This is a genomic window from Gordonia sp. N1V (genome assembly GCF_029269935.1).
Classification (GTDB): Bacteria; Actinomycetota; Actinomycetes; order Mycobacteriales; family Mycobacteriaceae; genus Gordonia; species Gordonia polyisoprenivorans.
In genome coordinates, this window is the sequence record NZ_JARJDD010000001.1 from 403431 (window position 1) to 422602 (window position 19172).

Consider the following 19172-nt stretch of genomic DNA (forward strand, 5'->3'; position numbering starts at 1 on the left):
AACGGCTCGGCCGCTACGACTTCTCCAGGTATGCGATCTTGTCCGGTACCAGGATCGCGTCCACCAGAGCACCCATCGCAGGGTGGTCGGCCAGTGTCCGGTCCGCAGCGACGATGTCCTGCGCGAGATCCCGCGCGTCGGCGATGATCTCGGCATCGTCGAGCAGCGACAGGAAGTGCAGTGACGTCTTGCCGCCGGACTGCAGCGAACCGAGGACATCACCCTCCCTTCGCTGTTGGAGATCGATCTGGGCGAGCTCGAATCCATCATTGGACGCAGCGACCGCCTCGAGTCGTTCCATCGACTTCGAACCCGGCGACACCCTGGTCATCAACAAGCACAGGCCGGGCAGTCCACCGCGGCCCACGCGTCCGCGCAACTGATGGAGCTGACTGACGCCGAACCGGTCGGCATCGACGATCACCATCGTCGTCGCATTCTTCACGTCGACTCCGACCTCGATGACCGTCGTCGACACCAGGATGTCGATCTCGCCGCGGCCGAACGCATCCATCGTCTCGGCCTTTTCCTCGGCCGGCATGCGTCCGTGCAGCATCGCGATCCGATGCCCACCGAGCGGACCCGCGAGCAGTTCGTGGAACTGATCGATCACCGCAACGGTCTCCTCCTCGGGCCCGTCACCATCGGCGTCGGCACCTCGTGCGGGCGTGCGGCCCTTGCGCACTGTCGCCTTTTTCGGCGCTGCCTTCTTCGGCGCATCGGGATCGTCCCCGATGCGTGAGCACACCACGTAGACCTGACGGTGCGCGGCAACCTCCTCGTCGACGCGCTCCCAGGCCCGATCGACCCACCGTTGCTTACCCATGGGCACGACGTTGGTGGTGATGGGCTGGCGGCCGGCCGGTAGTTCGGTCAGCACCGAGGTGTCTAGATCACCGAATGCGGTCATCGCGACGGTGCGCGGGATCGGCGTTGCCGTCATGACCAACACGTGCGGTGCGATGCCGTCGCGGCCACGCCCGCGGAGCGTGTCGCGCTGCTCGACACCGAACCGGTGCTGCTCGTCGACGACGAACATGCCCAGATCGAAGAAACTGACGTTCTCCTCGAGAAGGGCGTGGGTGCCGATCACGATGCCGGCCTGCCCGGTGACGACGTCGAGGAGGGTTTCGCGTTTGTCCTTGGTCTTCATCGATCCGGTCACCAGTGCGAGTTGGGTGGCACCGTCGGCGGCGCCGAGCCGGCCGGCCGAGCCCAGGTCACCGAGCATCGCCGAGATCGTTCGATAGTGCTGCGCGGCAAGCACTTCGGTGGGCGCAAGAAGTGCGCACTGGTGGCCGTTGTCGACGATGCGCAGCATCGCGAGCAACGCCACCAATGTCTTGCCCGAGCCGACTTCGCCCTGCAGGAGCCGACTCATCGGCTCGTCGCGACCGAGGTCGGTACCGATCTCCTCGGCGACAGCCTGCTGTCCGGTCGTCAGTGTGAACGGCAGCCGGGCGAGCAGTTGGTCTTCGAGGCCGCCCGGTACGTGCGGGCAGATCGGTGCGGTGTCGGTGCGCCCGGCGAGTCGCCGCTGCGCGAGGACCAGCTGGATCGCCAGTGCCTCATCGAATTTCATGCGCTCACGGGCCGGGCGGATCTCGCCGTCGGCCTCGGGCAGGTGGACCGAACGGACCGCGTTGTCGGTACGGATGAGCGACCGTTTCCGACGTTGCGCGTCATCGAGGGCGTCGGGCAGGGGTCCGACGAGGTCGAGGACACGACGCGCGGCGCTCCATATCTCCCATGTCTGACAGGTACTCGTCGCCGGGTATATCGGGATGATCGACCGATCAAACAGTGCAAGCATCGGATTGGGCGCCGAGGGATCGGATTCGCTTGCGGCGCGCTCGATCTCGTACATCTCCATCATCATCGGGCTGCCGACGACCTTCTCCAGGTCCTCACCGGTTTCCGGCAGCACCAGCCACTGCGGATGGGTCAACTGCGGCTGACTCCGGAAGAACTTCACCGTGCCGGCCAACATCACCTTCCGGCCGGTGGTGAGCGCACGCGCGACGCTGTAGGGATTGAAGAAACTCACCTCGAAGGTTCGTTTCTCGTCCATGACCGACAGCCGGAGAATTTTTCCGGGACGCGACTTCATGGACGCCATGTTCGCCTTGGTGACGCGCCCGACGATGGTGACCCATTCGCCCTCCTCGAGTTCCTCCGACGCCGAGGGCTGGCCGCGCCGCACGTAGCGGCGCGGCGGATACCGGAGCAGTTCGCCGACGGTCGAGATCCCGATGGTCGCCAGACCCGCGGCCGTCTTCGGGCCGAGGACACCGGCCAGCTCGTCGGACAGCGTGACCGTCCCGGGGGTCACCGACGGAACCGTGACGGCGTCGTCCGTCGCCGCGGGGGTACGTCCGGACCGACCGGTCGAGGTGCGCCTGGCCGCCACTACTCGATCCCGACCTGGATCAGGTCGTCGCCCTGACCGGTGGCGTACACGCTCAACTCGATGCCCGCATAGTTGCGCCGCACATGTTCGGCCAGCGCGTCCAGCGCGGCATCGTCGACCTCGGAACCGGCCAGCACCGTCACCATCTCGCCACCGGTGGCCAACATGAGGTCGAGAAGTGCGGTCGCGGCCTCGGTCTGATCCGGGGCGATCACCAGCACGTCCGAACCGATGAGTCCCAGGATGTCGCCTACCTCGCAGGTGCCGGCCAGGGTCATCATGCGGCCTTCGGCGCGGCGCAGGGATCCCCATCGGGCACCGGCCGCCGCCTCGGCCATCGCATAGGCATCGGCGTCGGCGGATTCCCCCGGGTCGTGTACGGCCAGCGCAGCCAGGCACTGGGCCATCGACAGGGTCGGCAGCGACACCACCGACCGTTGCTGTGATCGGACGTCGGCGGCGACGGACACGAGATCCTGGCTGGTCATCGCACCGTTGGCCATGACGATGACGTGCGCGGCGTCGGTGTCGCGGATCGCCTGCGCCAGTATGTCGGTGCTCACCCCGCCGTCGGCGCGCACCACCGCGGCGCCCGCGTCGGCGAACAGCGCAGCGGCTCCCTGCCCCTTGACCACGGCGACGATGGCCCGCTTGTATCGCGGCGGCGGTTCGGCCGAGTCGACCTGCGACCGGATGGCGTCGAGGGCGAAACAGCTGATCCGGATGTCCGACATCTGCCCCGCGGCCAACCCGGCCTGTACCGCCTTGCCCGGTTCGCACGTGTGGACGTGCACCGAGAACCGCTCGCCGTCGCCGCTGGAGCTGTCGCCGACGATGACGACGGCGTCGCCGATGCGGTCGAGTTCGTCGCGCAGGGCACCGATGTGTTCGCCCGCGGCGCCGTCGAGCAGGTACATCACCTCGAAATCCATCTCCGAGGAGCCCGAGCACGTCGCATCGTCGGGATGGCCCGGTCGTCCGCCGCCCATCAGCGAACCCCGGTAGCGCCGACGCCGCGCCGATACCCCGGTGATCACCGCGACCAGCGAATCGAGCAACACCAGGAAGCCGCGTGCACCTGCATCGACCACGCCGGCGGAGGCGAGCTCGGGCAGTTGATCGGTGGTCCGGTCGAGGGCTTCGGCGGCGCGGTCGGCCACCGCACGCACGAGATCGCCCGGCGGGTCGTCGGCGTGGGCGGCCGCAGTCGTCGCGGCCACCGAAATGACGGTCAGGACCGTCCCCTCGCGCGGCTCGCTGACCGCGCGGCGGGCGGCGAGCCCGGCCAGACGCAGGCCTGCGCTCGCGAGATAGGACAGCGACAACTCCCCGGGGGCCGCGACCTCGACGGCGTCGGCCACCCCGACGAGGACCTGCGAGAGGATGATCCCGGAATTGCCCCGCGCGGCGGCCACCGCGGCGTCGGCGAGTGTGCGGGCCACCGCTGCGATGTCGGCATCGTGGGGCAGGGCCACGGCGGCATCGGCGGCGGCGCGCATCGTGTAGGCCATGTTGCTGCCGGTGTCGGAATCCGGGATGGGGAAGACGTTGAGGTCGTTGATCTCTCCGCGCGCCGCCTCGAGCCCGTCGGCGCTCGCCGCAGCCCAGTCACGCAGCAGCGCCGGGCTCATCGTCTGTGTCATACCCCCATGTGTCGCACCCCCGTGCGCCATGCCCCCGTGCTCTGCAGCCCCCTCGCCGCCCACACCATCGGTCATGCCACCATCGAACGCCGCCACGACCACCTCCCACCGACAACGCGCATCCTCGACCCGCGCGAGCACCGAATCACCGCAGCTGCCGGCGTCGCCGACAACTGTGGTCGAGGTTACTCGCGAGGACCGACGGTGTCGGACGGGACTCCGCAGGGCCGGGACTCCCCACATCGCCGCGATGGGAGTCCGGCACGGATTTGGTCGGCGACGGCCGGGCCCGCTATCCTTGCACGGTTGCCTTGCCGCCAACGTGGCTCCGGTATACGGCGCGCGCTGTCGTCGCGCCCGTTCGGAGCTTGTGACGGCGGGCTGACCGAGAACCACACACCACTCACCCCCGAGGAGTTCGTTATGGCTGCCGTCTGTGACGTCTGCGGCAAGGGTCCGGGCTTCGGCAAGTCCGTTTCGCACTCGCACCGCCGCACCAACCGCCGGTGGAATCCGAATATTCAGTCGGTCCGCGTCGAGGTCGCCCCGGGTAACCGGAAGCGCAAGAACGTCTGCACCTCCTGCCTGAAGGCCGGCAAGACCTCCCTGGTCTGACCGACTTCCGGGTCGTACGACCTGCGATCGTCGGCGAGCAGACCCGACCCACCGAGCGAACGCTCGGGCCGGGGTCGGGTCTTTTTCGTGTCCCGGCTAAGGTGACGGACATGACTGCCACCCCCGACGCCGCAGGCCGCTCTCCCGTGACCCAGGACGGCGCCATCCTGACCATCGCCGTGTCGAGCCCCTCGGCCGGTAACCCCCTCGACGACACCGCACTGCGCGAGGCCACCGCGGCACTCAACGAGATCTCCCGCGGCGAGCGCGAGGTCGGTGCGATCCTCCTCACCGGTCCCGGCGCCAATTTCTGTGCCGGCGGCAACGTCCGCGCCTTCGCCGACGCGTCGGACCGTCCGGCCTACCTCCGCGAGGTCGCCGACAACTTCCATGCCTTCGTACTCGCACTCGCCGGCGCCGACCGCCCGGTCGTCGCGGCCGTGAAGGGCTGGGCCGCCGGTGCCGGCATGAGCATCGTGCTCCACGCCGACATCGCGATCGGCGGAACCTCGACGGCTCTGCGACCCGCCTACGCCGGAATCGGTCTGACCCCCGACGGCGGCATGTCCTGGACCCTGCCGAGGGCGGTTGGCGCAGCCCGTGCTCGCGAGATCATCCTCACCAACCGCGTGATCCGCGCCGAGGAGGCGCTCTCGATCGGCATCCTGTCCCGGGTCGTCGACGACGACGCGATCGTCACCGAGGCCGAAGCGGTGGCGCAGACCCTCGCCTCCGGTTCGCGCGCTGCGCTCTCGGCGGCCCGACACCTGCTCACCGCGTCGGCGACCACGTCACTGCCGGAACACCTTCTCGCCGAGGCCCGGTCGATCTCCGAGCGCAGTGGTGAGCCCGAGGGGATCGAGGGAATCGACGCCTTCATCGCCAAGCGAAGCCCGGATTTCGTTGCCGCACGCGACAACTGACACCGCCGCCGAGTTCGGCCCGGACTTCCGCGACGATCTCGATCGATTGTTCGCCCTGCGGCGTGATGTCCGCCGGTTCCGTACCGACCCGATCGATGCGGACCTGCTCGACACAATCCTGCATCGCGCCGAATTGTCTCCGTCGGTGGGCAACTCGCAGCCGTGGCGATGGGTCGAGGTGCGATCACCGCGGTGCCGTGGACAGATCCGGGAGAACTTCGCGCGGTGCAACGTCGACGCACTGGACGGCTACGACGGTGAACGTGCGCGGCTCTACGCCGGGCTCAAGCTCGCCGGGCTCGACGACGCCCCCGTCCACCTCGCGGTGTTCACCGATCATGAACTGCCCCAAGGGCACGGTCTCGGGCGAGCGACCATGCCGGAGACGCTCGACTACTCGACGGTGGCGGCCGTCACCGCGTTGTGGCTCGCCGCACGGTCACACGGCGTCGGCGTCGGATGGGTCTCGATCCTCGACGCCGCGGCCGCGCACCGCACTCTCGAGGTGCCCGACACCTGGTCACTCACCGCCTATCTGTGCCTGGGATACCCCGAAACCATCACGGACGTCCCCGAACTCGAGCGCGTCGGCTGGCAGGAACGTACCGATCCGGGTGCGCGGCGCTTCTCCCGCTGAGTTGCCGGCGTCGGGCAACAGCCTCGACCCCGCCGACAGCGCTCGGATTTCCGCCGACAGCGCTCTCCCCGACGCCGACCGCGCTCGGCACCGACGGCAGCGGGCGCCATCGGCACCCCGGCAGGCGCCGTCGGCGAAATATCGGGCGCCGTCGGCGAAATGAAGGGCGCCGTCGGTGAAGTCTCGGGCGCGGGGGCGCTCAGGGACTCAGACGCGCGGACGCTCAGGACGGCAAGCGCCAGTCGACCGGCTCGCCGCCGAGATCCTCGAGTTCGGCATTGGCGCGACTGAAGGGCCGTGACCCGAAGAACCCGCGACTCGCCGACAACGGCGAGGGGTGCGCCGAGACGATGGCCGGCACGTCGGGCATCCACTGCTGCAGGCCCGCGGCATCACGCCCCCACAGAATGGCCACCAGCGGTTCGTCCCGGTCGACGAGCGCCTTGATGGCACATTCGGTGACCTTCTCCCAACCCTTTCCGCGGTGTGAGGCCGGTTCTCCGGGCGTCACGGTCAGCACGCGGTTGAGCAGCAGGACACCATTGCGGGCCCACGGTGTCAGGTCACCGTTGGCCGGGCGCGGATAGCCGAGGTCCTCGCAGTACTCGGTGTAGATGTTGGCCAGCGACCGCGGAATCGGCGAAACCTCCGGCGCCACCGAGAAACTCAGACCCACCGCGTGCCCCGGTGTGGGATAGGGGTCCTGACCGACGATGAGTACCCGAACATCGTCGAAAGGACTGGTGAAGGCGCGCAACACATTCTGTCCGGCGGGCAGGTAACCGCGCCCGGACTCGTTCTCGGCACGCAGGAACTGCCCCATCTCGGTGATGACGTCGGCCACCGGTTCCAGTGCGTGTGCCCAACCGGGATCGAGGAGTTCGGCAAGTGGCTTGGGCGCCATGATCAGTCGAGCCTCCGTAGCGATGTCCGGTAGTGCTGGGCGTTCTGGAAATACATCTCGACGTTCATCTCGAGATGTCCGGGCGGCACCTCGTATCCCTCACGCAACTTCGCGGGGATGCCGAGCACCATCCGGTGTGCGGGCACCTCGGCATCGAAGGGGACCACCGCGCCGGCCCCGACGATCGCACCCGCTCCGACCGTGGAGCCATTGAGCACCACCGACCCCGACGCGATCAGCACATCGTCACCGATGGTCGAGCCCTCGATGTGGGCATTGTGGCCGACGACGCAGCCCGCACCGATGACGGTCGGATGGATCGGCGTGCAATGGATGACGGTGCCGTCCTGGATGTTGGTGCGCCGACCGATGGTGATCGTGCCGTAGTCACCGCGCAGCACTGCGCCGGGCCACACCGAGACGCCGTCGGCCAGTGTCACCGCGCCGATGACGGTCGCATCGGGATGAACGTAGACGTCCTCCCCCAGTTCCGGTTCTCGGTCGTCGAGCGCATAGATCGCCATGGTGGTGATCTAATCACCGCCGGGACTCGTCGCGGTCCGCCACCCCGCGAATGCCCGTGGCGAGCACCGACCGTCGAGCACCGACCGCCGGGTGCCTCACCGATCGAATGCGCGCCACCCGCTGAGCCCGGCGATGTCGGCGCCGTCGATGGTGACGCGGGCCGGTCCCGGTCGCACCTCGCCGATCTCGGTCCACCCGGGCGGTACCGCGCCGGGCGCGAACGACGCCAACAGTTCGTGGTCCTCCCCACCGGTCAGCGCCCAGGTCCGTGCGTCGGCACCCAGCAGGGCGGCGACCTGGTCGACCTCCGCGCATCTGGGCACCGCATCTCCGGTGACGGCCAGCGACACCCCGGAGGAGGCGGCCATCGTGCGGAGTTCTTCGACCAGGCCGTCGGAGATGTCGGTCATGGCGTGAGCCCCCGCGCGCGCGGCGAGGACACCCTGGGAGAGATCCGGCGCCGGCAACAGGAACGCCGAGACCACCGTCGCACGCGGATCGGCGTCGCGCTGCCACCGCGCCATCGGCGCGACACCGGATCGGGAGACCACCGCGAACCCGGCCGCCGCCGATCCCAGCGGACCACTGACCGCCAGCAGATCGCCGGCACGCGCCCCGGACAATGTCACCGGTGCGAGACCGTCGAGGGCGCCGACCGAGGTGATGCTCACCACGATCTCGTCGGCGGCCACGAGATCACCGCCGAGCACCCGCGCCCCGAGGCGATGCGCGGCATCGACGATGCCGGTGTTCAGATCGGCCAGCCAACCGACCGTGGTCTGCGGCGGACAGGCCAGCGCCACAACCGCTCCAGTCGTCCGGCCGCCCATCGCGGCGATGTCGGCGGCACTCTGCACGACGGTACGCGCACCGATCTGTGCGGCACCGGACCATTCGAGTCGAAAGTGGCGGTCCTGCACCGCGGTGTCGGTACTGATGACGGTCGGCCCGACGTCGAAGACCGCCGCGTCGTCACCGGACCCGATCACGATGTCGCTGCCGGACGACGATTCGGGCCGGTGCGCAACCGCTGAGGTGAACATCGCGATGATCGCTCGCTCCCCCACCTCGCCGAGCGTCGCCGACCTGTCGACCGCCGACCTGTCGACCTCCGACCTGTCGACCTCGTGCCGGCCGACGTCGTGCCGGCCGTGGTCAACACCGTGATCGGGCCGACCACCGAGGGGCTCGGTGCCCACCTCGACTCCCCTCCCTCGCGGTGCCAACTCGCCACCCACGGGGTTGTCAGCGACAATGTGTCCCAGCAGTGTAGTGGTTCGGGCGTTGTGAGCCCGTTCGCCGCGGCACCGCCTGCGGGGTCATCAGCCCGATTCCCGCGACGTGGAAGATGTGGAGAGGATGGCCGTGGTTCAGGCTTACATACTGATCCAGACCGAGGTCGGACGTGCGGCTCTGGCCGCAGCGACCATCGCAGAGATCTCGGGGGTCGCCTCGTCCGAAGAGGTCAGCGGACCGTACGACGTGATCGTCCGGGTGGACGCCGCCGACGCCGCGCATCTGCGTAACGATGTGGTCCCGCAGATCCAGAAGGTCGACGGCATCACCCGAACCCTCACCTGCCCGGTGGTGACCACCGCGCACTGAGACGACTCGGCACGGGCAGCGCGGAGTGCAGGTCCCGGCACGGTTAGGGTGAGGCGTGTGAGTAGCCCCGAAGACTCCGCCGGCGATGGGCGCGACAAATCCGAGCCCACCGAGACGACCACCGGCGAGCCCGATCACGCTCGATACGAGGGCGGCTCGGGGCCGCGATTGAGCCCGGCGCTGATCGCCACGCTCGTCACCATCCCGATCATGGTCATCGTCGGATTCATCACCTATGCGGCACTCAAGTCGTCGGATCAGCAGCAGACCCCGGTCGATTCGTACACGGCGGCCACGTCCGCCGATGCCGGCCGGTGCGCGACGCTGATGGCCGCGCTACCGGAGTCGTTCGAGGGGTTCGGCACCAAACAGGTCGACGGTGACACCGCAACGTGGAAGGGTTCCGACGGCGGCGACCCGGTGACCGTACGCTGTGGTGTGGACCGGCCGAGCGAACTCGCCCCGTCGAGCCGACTGCAGACGGTCAACGGTGTGCAGTGGTTCATCACCGACACGATCGAGAACCGTGGGCAGGCCTATGTGTGTGTCGATCACCGACCCTATGTGGCGCTGTGGGTTCCGGTCAGTGGCGGAAACTCCTCGATCACCGACGTCTCGGCCGCGATCGGTCGCGTATTACCCACCGGGCCTTTGGATTTCGGGTGATCGGCGAGCCGTACCCGGATCAGTCCCGGTAGACCTCGGGCTTGGTGGTACGGCCGAGCAACGACGCGACCGCGTCGGCGACCGACATCCCGGAATGGCACACACCGTGGACTGCATCGGTCAGCGGCATCGACACCTCGTGACGTTCGGCGAGCGCACGCACCGACGTACACGACTTCACGCCTTCGGCGACCTGCCCGTTGGTGGCGGCCTGCGCCTGTTCCATTGTCGCCCCCTCGCCGAGTCGCGCACCGAAGGTTCGGTTGCGCGACAACGGAGATGAGCACGTCGCCACCAGATCACCGATGCCGGCCAGACCGGCGAGGGTCTCGATGTGCGCGCCGACGGCGACACCGAGCCGGATCGTCTCGGCCAGGCCTCGGGTGATGATGGTTGCCAGGGTGTTCTGTCCGAATCCGACACCGCTGGCCATCCCACATGCCAGGGCGATCACGTTCTTCACCGCGCCACCGATCTCACAACCGACAACGTCGGTGTTGGTGTACGGACGGAAGTAACCGGTGTTGAAGGCGCTCTGCAACGCTTCTGCGCGTTGCTCATCGCGGCAGGCTATCACCGTTGCCGCCGGCTGTCCCTCGGCGATCTCCCGCGCGAGGTTGGGCCCGGTCAGTACCGCGATCCGATCCTCTGACACCTCGCCGACCTCGGCGATCACCTCGCTCATCCGCATCAACGAATGCGTCTCGATCCCCTTGGCCAGCGACACCAGCGTCGCGTCCGAGCCGAGATGCGGCCTCCACGCGGTCAGGTTGTCGCGCAACGACTGCGACGGCACCGCGCACACGACGATGTCGGCGTCGGGCAATACCTCCTCGAGGTCACTGGAGGCACGGAGTTGCTCGGGCAGGGCGATGCCGGTGAGATAGTCGGGGTTGGTGTGCTCGGCGTTGATCGTCTCGGCGAGCTCGGGCCGGCGGGCCCACAACACGGTGTCGGTTCCCGCGTCGACCAGAACCTTCGCCGTCGCGGTCCCCCACGACCCGGCACCCATGACCACCGCGCGCACGTCCACTCCCCTTCACCGATCGATTGTGGCCTTCACCCTAGCCCGCGGCCGATGCCCATCCACCGTGATTGGGGTGTCCGGTGGGCACGCGGTCGGCGCCGACTGCGCCGCGTCGTCCATCATGGGAGCGTGGGAGGCGAGAACAGCAACGATCACGTGCAGACGCCGGCGGTGGCCGCCGTTCTGGTCGTCAAACACCTCCGTGCCGCCAAGACCCGTCTCGCCGCGTCCCGCATCCCACCGAGCACGGCACCCGGACCAGCAGCCGCGGCATCGCCGGTGACACGGATCGGTGAGCACGGCGAGCTGGTGCTCTCGATGCTGCTCGACACCCTGGCGGCGGTGCGGTCGGCGGGACTGGGTCCGATCGTCGTGGTCAGCCCCGACGACGACGTTCTGCGTGCGGTCGCCGCCGCCGGGGCCCTGGCCTTGCCGGAGGTCGCACGCCCGGACTCGTCACTGAATCATGCCTACGCGCAGGGGGCGGAGTGGATACGCGCCCACCGGCGCGACATCCGAGGCGTGCTGATGGTGCAGGCCGATCTCCCGGCCGCAGACGCCGCCAGCATCCGCACCGTACTCGACGAATGCGCCGAGATCCCGTACGCATTGGTCACCGACGCCGGCGGCGACGGGACCGCGCTTCTCCTGCGTCCCGCCGACGATGTTCGACTGCCGCGCTTCGGAATCGGTTCGGCCGCCGCGCATCGCGCCGACGGAGCACTCGAGATCGATCCGGCGCACCGGCGCTGGCCGGATCTGCGCACCGATGTCGACACCGCTGCCGACCTCGAGGCCGCGGTCGCTCTGGGAGTGGGAGCGCACACGCGAGCTGTTCTCGGTCTCGACGGACCGATTACGCGACGTCGGGCGTCGTGGTGGTCCCGGGCCGGGCGGTGAGGCTTCGGCTCGCCGGACCGATGCGTCATGATTGAGCGGTGAGCCCCGCAGACGACACCTCGACCCAGCCACTCACCGCGATCCCCGGCGCCCCGCCGGCGGCCACCCTGGCACCAGACGAATCGGCCGATCTGCCAGAGGACCGCTATCTGAATCGCGAACTCAGTTGGCTCGACTTCAATTCGCGTGTGCTCGCACTCGCCGAGGACACGTCGCTGCCGTTGCTCGAGCGCGCGAAGTTCCTCGCGATCTTCGCCTCGAATCTCGACGAGTTCTTCATGGTGCGGGTCGCCGGGCTCAAACGCCGCGACGAGACCGGTTTGTCGGTGCGGTCCGCGGACGGCCTCTCCCCCCGCGAGCAGTTGCTGCGCATCGCCGGGCGCACCCAGACCCTCGCCGACCGGCATGCCCGCGTGTTCCTCGATTCGGTACGACCCGACTTGGCGGACAACGGAATTCACGTGGTGTCGTGGTCGGAGCTCGATGCCGATCAGCAGAAGCGGATGGTGGAGCACTTCCACGAGCAGGTCTTCCCGGTACTCACCCCGCTCGCCGTCGATCCGGCCCATCCGTTCCCCTACATCTCCGGGCTGTCGCTGAATCTGGCGGTGACGGTGAAGGACACGAACGAGGGCGGCGAGCACTTCGCGCGAGTCAAGGTGCCCGACAACGTCAATCGTTTCGTCCGCGTCGACCAGCTCGCTCCCGGGTCGGCGGTGGCCGACGGCCGCGGCCACCACCCCGCCGTGCTGTTGCCGATGGAAAACCTCATCGCCGCGAATCTGGAACATCTGTTCCCGGAGATGCAGATCGTCGAGCATCACGTCTTCCGGATCACCCGCAACGCCGATTTCGAGGTCGAGGAGGATCGCGACGAGGACCTGTTGCAGGCTCTCGAACGCGAACTCGCCCGTCGCCGTTTCGGTTCACCGGTGCGTCTCGAGGTCGCCGACGACATGAGCGAGCACATGCTCGAGTTGCTGCTGCGGGAACTCGACGTCAATCCGGCCGACGTCATCCAGGTACCCGGATTGCTCGACCTGTCCTCGCTGTTCGAGATCTACGGTCTGGATCGTCCGCACCTGAAGGATCGTCCGTTCGTTCCCGCAACACATCCGGCGTTCGGTGAACGCGAGACGCCCAAGAGTGTCTTCTCCACCCTGCGCGAAGGCGATGTGCTCGTCCATCATCCCTATGACTCGTTCTCGACCAGCGTTCAGCGGTTCATCGAACAGGCTGCTGCCGATCCGCACGTGTTGGCGATCAAGCAGACGCTGTACCGCACGTCGGGTGATTCGCCGATCGTCAACGCGCTCATCGACGCCGCCGAAGCGGGCAAGCAGGTCGTGGCGCTCGTGGAGATCAAGGCACGTTTCGACGAACAGGCCAACATCAAGTGGGCGCGTCAACTCGAGCAGGCCGGTGTCCACGTCGTCTATGGTCTCGTCGGCCTGAAGACGCACTGCAAGACCTGCCTGGTGGTGCGGCGTGAGGGTTCGACGATCAAGCGCTACTGCCACATCGGAACCGGCAACTACAATCCGAAGACCGCCCGGCTGTACGAGGACGTCGGGTTGCTCACCGCCGCACCGGATATCGGCGCCGACCTGACCGATCTGTTCAACACGCTGACCGGTTACTCGCGCAAGACCGAGTACCGCAACATCTTGGTCGCCCCGAACGGCATCCGTTCGGGAATCGTCGATCGGATCGATCGGGAGATCCTCGCTCATCACGAGGGCGACGAGCGCGCGCGGATTCGTTTGAAGGCCAACGCACTCGTCGACGAGCAGGTCATCGACGCCCTGTATCGGGCCTCGCAGAGCGGGGTTCCGGTGGAGATCGTGGTACGCGGAATCTGCGCATTGCGGCCGGGGATGCCGGGTGTGAGTGACAACATCGTGGTGCGCTCGATCCTGGGACAGTTCCTGGAGCATTCGCGCATCATGCATTTCGGGGCGCAGGACGAGTACTGGATCGGCAGCGCGGACATGATGCACCGCAACCTCGATCGTCGGATCGAGGTGATGGTGCAGGTGCGCGATGAGCGCCTCACCGGTGAACTCGCCGATATCTTCTCCTCCGCCCTCGATCCGCGAACCCGGTGCTGGGTGCTGCATTCCGACGGTAGCTGGGTGGCCTCCCCCGCCGCGGGTGAAGAGGTGCGCGATCATCAGCGACAGATGATGCGGCGGAATCGCCGCCGGGACTCGGGCGCATGACACCGCCGGGACTCGGGCGCATGATCCTGCCGGGGTGGGTCGACACCGTACGGTAACCGTGGTCGGTTACGATCGCCCGCGTCCCAGGGGTTCACGGGTGTCGACAAGAGCAGAGGTGTACACGAGGCGATGTCCAAGTCGGGCAAGTCGGATTCGCAGAAGAGCGCTCCCGCCAGGACCGTTTGGGCGGCCGGTGGGGTGTTGTGGCGCCGATCGAAGGGGACGGTGCAGATCGGGGTGGTGCACCGCCCGCGGTATGACGATTGGACGTTGCCCAAGGGCAAGCTCGACGCCGGTGAGACCCTGATCGATACCGCTGTCCGGGAGATCGACGAGGAGACCGGGCATGTGGTGCGTCTGGGTCGGCTGCTGACGACGGTGTCCTACGATCTGCCGCACGGCCGCAAGCATGTCCGGTACTGGTCGGCGGAGTCGGTGGGTGGGCGCTTCGAGGCCAATCATGAGGTCGACGAGCTGGATTGGTTGTCGACGGAGCAGGCGGCGGATCGCCTGAGCTATCGGCTGGATCGTTCCGTGCTGGAGGAGTTCACGCGGTTACCCGTCGAGCTCACGACGTTGCTGCTGGTGCGGCATGCGCGTGCGGGCAGTCGTTCTCGGTATCGGGGTGAGGACCGGACGCGCCCTCTCGACGCGGTGGGTCGGGAGCAGGCGCGGGCGCTGGTGCCCTTACTGGCGGCGTTCGGGGTGACCGAATTGCACAGTGCGAACCCGGTCCGTTGCGTCGAGACTCTCGCCCCGACCCGAGATCGTCTCGGGGGCACCATCATCGAGGAACCCACGTTGTCGGAGGCGGCCTATGCCGACGACCCGGCGCCGGCCCGTGCGCGGATCAGGGAACTCGCCGAGCCCGGGGATGGGCGGGTGCGTGCGGTGTGTAGTCAGGGCAAGGTGATTCCGCCGCTGATGCAGTGGTGGGCCGAGCACGACGGTCTCACCTTGCCGAAGGCGCGCAACCGCAAGGGAAGTGTGTGGGTGCTCTCGGCACTCGCCGGCACTCTGGTGGCGGCCGACCACATCGATTCTCCTCTCCCGCGTCTCGATCACTGAGCCGAAGGCGACTCGTCACCACTGAGCCGAAGGCGACTCGATCACTGAGCCGACCGCAACTCGTCGATGGCGGGGCCCCACACAGCAACTCACCCCTGACGAGGGAAGTTCGTCAGGGGTGAGTGCGATCGTGGTCGCCCCGGGTGTGCCCCGGTTGCGGGCTCAGCGCCGGGTGGTCTTCTTGGCGGGAGCCTTCTTGGCGGCGGTCTTCTTGGCGGGAGCCTTCTTTGCCGCGGTCTTCTTGGCGGGAGCCTTCTTCGCCGCGGTCTTCTTCGCTGCAGTGGTCTTGGCCGGCGCCTTCTTGGCGGCGGTCTTGGTTGCAGTGGCCTTGGCCGGGGCCTTCTTGGCGGCGGTCTTCTTGGCGGGAGCCTTCTTTGCCGCGGTCTTCTTGGCCGGGGCCTTCTTCGCCGCGGTCTTCTTCGCGGCGGTGGTGGTGCCCGCACCGCTTCCGCGCTTGACGGCCGGACCGGTCGCCGAGAGCTTCTGCTTGCCGGCGACGACGGCCTTGAACTGCGCGCCCGGACGGAACGCCGGAACCGAGGTGGCGCGCACCTTCACGGTCTCACCGGTACGCGGGTTGCGTGCGACGCGCGGTGCGCGACGACGCTTCTCGAAGACACCGAACCCGGTGATGGTGACACTCTCGCCGCGGTTCACCGCGCGGACGATGGTGTCGACGATCAGCTCGACCGCTTCGGTCGCGGTCTTGCGATCAGCGTCGAGCTTCTTGGTCAGCTCATCGATGAGCTCTGCCTTGTTCATTGATATACCTCCGCAAGCTGTTCTGGCCGTATCTGATATAGCCAGCTAACCCCACACGGTAAACGTCCGAGGCGAAAACGTCCATCTTCCACGCCAATCGACGGGACGTGTTGCGAAAATTTCAGGCCGCTAACACGTTCCGTCGATGGCGTTCGGGGCTTGCCGAGAGGTCGAACCCGGGAGCAGAACTCAGGCCGGCAGGGTCACCGGCTTGAAGGCGGGCCGCCCGTTCTCGTACTCGGAAATCGCGTCTACCTGCCGTAATGTCAGGCCGATGTCGTCGAGGCCCTCCATCAGACGCCACCGCGTGTAGTCATCAATTGTCAACGGCACCACGAGGTCTGCTGCGGTCACCGTCCGCTCGGGAAGGCTCACAGTCACTTCGAGGCCGGGCTGCTCCTCGAGTCGCTTCCACAGCAGTTCGACGTCGGATTGCTCGACCTGGGCGGCCACCAGGCCCGCTTTGCCCGCGTTGCCCCGGAAGATGTCGGCGAACCGGGAGGAGATGACCACCCGAAAACCGAAGTCCGACAGCGCCCAGACGGCATGTTCGCGCGACGACCCGGTCCCGAAGTCAGGTCCGGCGACCAGGACCGAACCGCGATTCCAGGGTTCGGCATTGAGGATGAAGTCCGGATCGGAGCGCCAGCCGGCGAAGAGTCCGTCCTCGAATCCGGTTCGGGTGACCCGTTTGAGGTAGACGGCGGGGATGATCTGGTCGGTGTCGACGTTGCTGCGGCGCAACGGCACGCCGATCCCGGTGTGCTCGATGAAGGGTTCCATGATGTGACTCCGGTCTGCGAATGAGAGGTGTGGCGGGGACTCGCCGGGAGTTCCCGCCGAAGGCCAAGACTTCTGGGGCGCTACAGGTCTGCGGGCGAGGACAAGGTGCCGCGCACCGCGGTGGCGGCGGCCACGGCCGGTGAGACGAGGTGAGTTCGCCCACCCTTACCCTGCCGGCCCTCGAAGTTGCGGTTGGAGGTCGAGGCACAGCGCTGACCCGGGGCGAGTTGGTCGGGGTTCATCCCGAGGCACATCGAGCATCCGGCCTGACGCCACTCGGCGCCTGCGGCAGTGAAGATCTCACCGAGACCCTCCTCCTCGGCCTGTGCACGCACGCGCATCGACCCGGGCACCACCAGCATCCGGAGTCCGTCTGCCACTTTGCGGCCCTTGAGGATTTCGGCAACGGCACGCAGATCCTCGATCCGTCCATTGGTGCACGAGCCCACGAACACGGTGTCGACGGCCACCTCGCGCAGCGGGGTGCCGGGCGTGAGGTCCATGTATTGCAGCGCCTTGGCTGCTGCGCCGGAGGCGGTTTCGTCGCCCATGTCGGCCGGATCGGGCACCGTCGCCGACAGTGGCGCGCCCTGGCCGGGATTGGTTCCCCAGGTCACGAACGGAGAGAGCGTGGCGGCGTCGATGCGGACCTCGGCGTCGAACTCCGCGCCGGGATCGGTGCGCAACGAATCCCAATAGGCCACCGCCGCATCCCAGTCGGCGCCGGTGGGGGCGTTGGGGCGGCCCCGCAGGTACTCGTAGGTGACGGCGTCGGGCGCGATCATCCCGGCGCGGGCGCCGGCCTCGATCGACATGTTGCAGATGGTCATCCGCGCTTCCATCGACAGTTTCTCGATGGCCGAGCCGCGGTATTCGAGGACGTAGCCCTGCCCGCCGCCGGTACCGATCTCGGCGATGACGGCCAGGACGAGGTCCTTGCTCGTGACGCCGGTCGGCAGATCACCGTCGACGGTGATGGCCATGGTCTTGAAGGGACGCAGGGACAGCGTCTGGGTCGCGAGGACGTGCTCGACCTCGGAGGTGCCGATTCCCATTGCCAGCGCACCGAATGCGCCGTGGGTCGAGGTGTGCGAGTCGCCGCAGACCACCGTCATACCCGGCTGGGTCAGTCCCAGTTGCGGGCCGACGACGTGCACGATGCCCTGCTCGGCATCTCCCATGGGGTGCAGCCGGATACCGAATTCCTCGCAATTACGACGCAGGGTCTCGACCTGCGTGCGCGACACCGGGTCGGCGATGAGATCGGTCTTGATCGTCGGGACGTTGTGATCCTCGGTGGCGATCGTCAGGTCGGGCCGGCGCACGGGACGGCCTGCGAGCCGCAGACCGTCGAAGGCCTGTGGACTGGTGACCTCGTGGACCAGATGGAGATCGATGTAGATCAGGTCGGGTTTCGACGCCCCGTCCCCGCGGACGACGACGTGGTCCTCCCAGACCTTCTCGGCGAGAGTGCGTGGCCCCGTTGGGGTGTTCGGGGTGTCCGCAGCGCTGTATGTCGCGCCCGCAGGGCTGTTCGATCCGGCTGGGTTGTTCGTCATGGCTGCACTCGCATCCGTCTCTGGCAAAGTCGCTGTCGGCGACCGGAATGGGCTGCGGATCACCGACCGACGTGCATCTCAGTATTTGGACAGCTAGTATCGTCCTATGGGAAAGGATAGCGCATCGGAGCCCAGCAGCGGAATCGGTGTCCTCGACAAGTCGGTCACCGTCCTGCGCGCCATCGCCGAGACCCCGTGCAATCTCACGGAATTGTGCGAACGCACCAGCCTGCCCCGGGCCACCGCGCATCGACTCGCGGTGGGACTCGAGACGCACCGCCTGCTCGCACGCAACGCCGCCGGCCGCTGGTATCCCGGGCCGGCCTTGGGCGAACTCGCCTCCTCGGCACATGATCCGGTGCGCGAGGCCGCACTGATGGTGCTGCCGCGACTGCGGGAGATCACCGGCGAATCGGTCCAGGTGTATCGCCGCGAAGGCTCCGAGCGGGTGTGTATCGCGGCAATGGAACCACCGACCGGCCTGCGGGACACCGTCCCGGTGGGCACCCGGTTCCCGATGACCGCCGGGTCGGCCGCGAAGGTCCTCGCGGCGTGGGCCGACACGAGCACACAGCGACACCTCTTGGCCGACAGTGCCTTCAGCGACCGCTCACTGCACGACATCCGACGACGCGGGTGGGCACAGAGTGCCGGTGAGCGTGCGGCGGGCGTCGCCAGCGTCTCGGCCCCGGTACGCGATGCGGCAGGCGAAGTCGTTGCCGCGATCTCGGTTTCGGGGCCGATCGACCGGATGGGACGCCGGCCCGGGGCCCGCTGGGCCGCGGATCTTCTCGCCGCCGCCGACGCCATCCACAAGAGGTTGGTGTCGGCCCGATAGGGCCACTGGGTTAGCGTCGGTGAGGAACCACAGGCACGAACCACACAGAGATGAACCACAGGAATCCGCGGACGGGTTTCCGGTC

The 19172-nt window shown here is 67.8% G+C and carries 18 protein-coding genes; 9 read left to right on the top strand and 9 right to left on the bottom strand.

What is annotated here, in order from left to right:
* Positions 1–13: 13 nt before the first annotated feature.
* Both recG and P3L18_RS01815 read right to left on the bottom strand, forming a co-directional pair.
* The gene (gene recG / locus P3L18_RS01810; protein WP_276113044.1) at positions 14–2410 is read right to left on the bottom strand and encodes an ATP-dependent DNA helicase RecG; all 2397 of its coding nucleotides are present in this window, start codon (positions 2408–2410) and stop codon (positions 14–16) included.
* Positions 2410–4053: a DAK2 domain-containing protein gene (locus P3L18_RS01815; protein WP_276113045.1), complete on the bottom strand. Its 1644-nt coding sequence runs from the start codon at positions 4051–4053 to the stop codon at positions 2410–2412. The genes recG and P3L18_RS01815 overlap by 1 nt, the downstream gene beginning before the upstream one ends.
* A 423-nt stretch (positions 4054–4476) precedes the next feature.
* On the opposite strand from P3L18_RS01815, the gene rpmB reads away from it, so the two are divergent.
* The 3 genes from rpmB to bluB all read left to right on the top strand — a co-directional run bounded on the left by rpmB (position 4477) and on the right by bluB (position 6228).
* On the top strand, positions 4477–4668 hold the full coding sequence (gene rpmB, locus P3L18_RS01820) for a 50S ribosomal protein L28 (protein ID WP_006370596.1): 192 nt from the start codon (positions 4477–4479) through the stop codon (positions 4666–4668).
* Between the two features lie 110 nt (positions 4669–4778).
* Positions 4779–5591: an enoyl-CoA hydratase-related protein gene (locus P3L18_RS01825; protein ID WP_276113046.1), complete on the top strand. Its 813-nt coding sequence runs from the start codon at positions 4779–4781 to the stop codon at positions 5589–5591.
* Positions 5572–6228, top strand: coding sequence for a 5,6-dimethylbenzimidazole synthase (gene bluB, locus P3L18_RS01830; RefSeq protein ID WP_276113047.1), 657 nt, complete (start codon positions 5572–5574; stop codon positions 6226–6228). The genes P3L18_RS01825 and bluB overlap by 20 nt, the downstream gene beginning before the upstream one ends.
* Before the next feature lie 223 nt (positions 6229–6451).
* Here bluB and P3L18_RS01835 read toward each other — a convergent pair whose 3' ends face one another.
* The 3 genes from P3L18_RS01835 to P3L18_RS01845 all read right to left on the bottom strand — a co-directional run bounded on the left by P3L18_RS01835 (position 6452) and on the right by P3L18_RS01845 (position 8856).
* Complete coding sequence (locus P3L18_RS01835) at positions 6452–7132, bottom strand: uracil-DNA glycosylase (protein ID WP_006370593.1); 681 nt, start codon at positions 7130–7132, stop codon at positions 6452–6454.
* A 2-nt stretch (positions 7133–7134) separates the two neighbouring features.
* Complete coding sequence (locus P3L18_RS01840; protein ID WP_006370592.1) at positions 7135–7656, bottom strand: gamma carbonic anhydrase family protein; 522 nt, start codon at positions 7654–7656, stop codon at positions 7135–7137.
* Positions 7657–7752: 96 nt separating this feature from the next.
* On the bottom strand, positions 7753–8856 hold the full coding sequence (locus P3L18_RS01845) for a thiamine-phosphate kinase (RefSeq protein WP_079930265.1): 1104 nt from the start codon (positions 8854–8856) through the stop codon (positions 7753–7755).
* Between the two features lie 160 nt (positions 8857–9016).
* On the opposite strand from P3L18_RS01845, the gene P3L18_RS01850 reads away from it, so the two are divergent.
* Positions 9017–9262 carry an Lrp/AsnC ligand binding domain-containing protein gene (locus tag P3L18_RS01850; RefSeq protein ID WP_014360508.1) on the top strand — a complete coding sequence of 82 codons (246 nt, stop codon included), beginning with the start codon at positions 9017–9019 and terminating at the stop codon, positions 9260–9262.
* 57 nt (positions 9263–9319) lie between these two features.
* Positions 9320–9928 carry a DUF3515 domain-containing protein gene (locus P3L18_RS01855; RefSeq protein ID WP_006370589.1) on the top strand — a complete coding sequence of 203 codons (609 nt, stop codon included), beginning with the start codon at positions 9320–9322 and terminating at the stop codon, positions 9926–9928.
* Between the two features lie 19 nt (positions 9929–9947).
* On the opposite strand, the gene P3L18_RS01860 is transcribed toward P3L18_RS01855, so the two are convergent.
* The gene (locus tag P3L18_RS01860) at positions 9948–10955 is read right to left on the bottom strand and encodes an NAD(P)H-dependent glycerol-3-phosphate dehydrogenase (protein ID WP_026920014.1); all 1008 of its coding nucleotides are present in this window, start codon (positions 10953–10955) and stop codon (positions 9948–9950) included.
* 129 nt (positions 10956–11084) lie between these two features.
* Between P3L18_RS01860 and cofC the strand changes: the two genes are divergently transcribed.
* From cofC to P3L18_RS01875, 3 genes are all read left to right on the top strand, one after another.
* Positions 11085–11855 (top strand): 2-phospho-L-lactate guanylyltransferase, encoded by a 771-nt coding sequence (gene cofC, locus P3L18_RS01865; RefSeq protein ID WP_276113048.1) that lies wholly within the window; start codon positions 11085–11087, stop codon positions 11853–11855.
* 38 nt (positions 11856–11893) lie between these two features.
* A complete protein-coding gene (locus tag P3L18_RS01870; RefSeq protein WP_079930267.1) occupies positions 11894–14077 on the top strand; it encodes an RNA degradosome polyphosphate kinase in 2184 nt (727 codons plus the stop codon).
* A 129-nt stretch (positions 14078–14206) separates the two neighbouring features.
* The gene (locus P3L18_RS01875) at positions 14207–15145 is read left to right on the top strand and encodes a bifunctional NUDIX hydrolase/histidine phosphatase family protein (RefSeq protein WP_006371036.1); all 939 of its coding nucleotides are present in this window, start codon (positions 14207–14209) and stop codon (positions 15143–15145) included.
* Between the two features lie 162 nt (positions 15146–15307).
* Here the strand turns inward: P3L18_RS01875 and P3L18_RS01880 are convergent, their stop codons facing one another.
* The 3 genes from P3L18_RS01880 to leuC all read right to left on the bottom strand — a co-directional run bounded on the left by P3L18_RS01880 (position 15308) and on the right by leuC (position 18249).
* Complete coding sequence (locus P3L18_RS01880) at positions 15308–15907, bottom strand: HU family DNA-binding protein (protein WP_276113049.1); 600 nt, start codon at positions 15905–15907, stop codon at positions 15308–15310.
* Positions 15908–16096: 189 nt separating this feature from the next.
* Positions 16097–16690 carry a 3-isopropylmalate dehydratase small subunit gene (gene leuD, locus P3L18_RS01885; protein ID WP_006371034.1) on the bottom strand — a complete coding sequence of 198 codons (594 nt, stop codon included), beginning with the start codon at positions 16688–16690 and terminating at the stop codon, positions 16097–16099.
* Positions 16691–16770: 80 nt separating this feature from the next.
* Complete coding sequence (leuC, locus tag P3L18_RS01890) at positions 16771–18249, bottom strand: 3-isopropylmalate dehydratase large subunit (RefSeq protein WP_276113050.1); 1479 nt, start codon at positions 18247–18249, stop codon at positions 16771–16773.
* 106 nt (positions 18250–18355) lie between these two features.
* On the opposite strand from leuC, the gene P3L18_RS01895 reads away from it, so the two are divergent.
* Positions 18356–19087: an IclR family transcriptional regulator gene (locus tag P3L18_RS01895; protein WP_006371032.1), complete on the top strand. Its 732-nt coding sequence runs from the start codon at positions 18356–18358 to the stop codon at positions 19085–19087.
* Positions 19088–19172 lie beyond the last annotated feature (85 nt).

Excerpts from the sequence above, each read along its gene's own strand:
- leuD (WP_006371034.1), bottom strand. The coding sequence starts at position 16,690 with ATGGAACCCTTCATCGAGCACACCGGGATCGGCGTGCCGTTGCGCCGC.
- P3L18_RS01875 (WP_006371036.1), top strand. The coding sequence starts at position 14,207 with ATGTCCAAGTCGGGCAAGTCGGATTCGCAGAAGAGCGCTCCCGCCAGG.
- P3L18_RS01895 (WP_006371032.1), top strand. The coding sequence starts at position 18,356 with ATGGGAAAGGATAGCGCATCGGAGCCCAGCAGCGGAATCGGTGTCCTC.
- leuC (WP_276113050.1), bottom strand. The coding sequence starts at position 18,249 with ATGACGAACAACCCAGCCGGATCGAACAGCCCTGCGGGCGCGACATAC.
- P3L18_RS01815 (WP_276113045.1), bottom strand. The coding sequence starts at position 4,053 with ATGACACAGACGATGAGCCCGGCGCTGCTGCGTGACTGGGCTGCGGCG.
- rpmB (WP_006370596.1), top strand. The coding sequence starts at position 4,477 with ATGGCTGCCGTCTGTGACGTCTGCGGCAAGGGTCCGGGCTTCGGCAAG.
- P3L18_RS01835 (WP_006370593.1), bottom strand. The coding sequence starts at position 7,132 with ATGGCGCCCAAGCCACTTGCCGAACTCCTCGATCCCGGTTGGGCACAC.
- P3L18_RS01840 (WP_006370592.1), bottom strand. The coding sequence starts at position 7,656 with ATGGCGATCTATGCGCTCGACGACCGAGAACCGGAACTGGGGGAGGAC.
- P3L18_RS01825 (WP_276113046.1), top strand. The coding sequence starts at position 4,779 with ATGACTGCCACCCCCGACGCCGCAGGCCGCTCTCCCGTGACCCAGGAC.
- P3L18_RS01880 (WP_276113049.1), bottom strand. The coding sequence starts at position 15,907 with ATGAACAAGGCAGAGCTCATCGATGAGCTGACCAAGAAGCTCGACGCT.
- P3L18_RS01850 (WP_014360508.1), top strand. The coding sequence starts at position 9,017 with ATGGCCGTGGTTCAGGCTTACATACTGATCCAGACCGAGGTCGGACGT.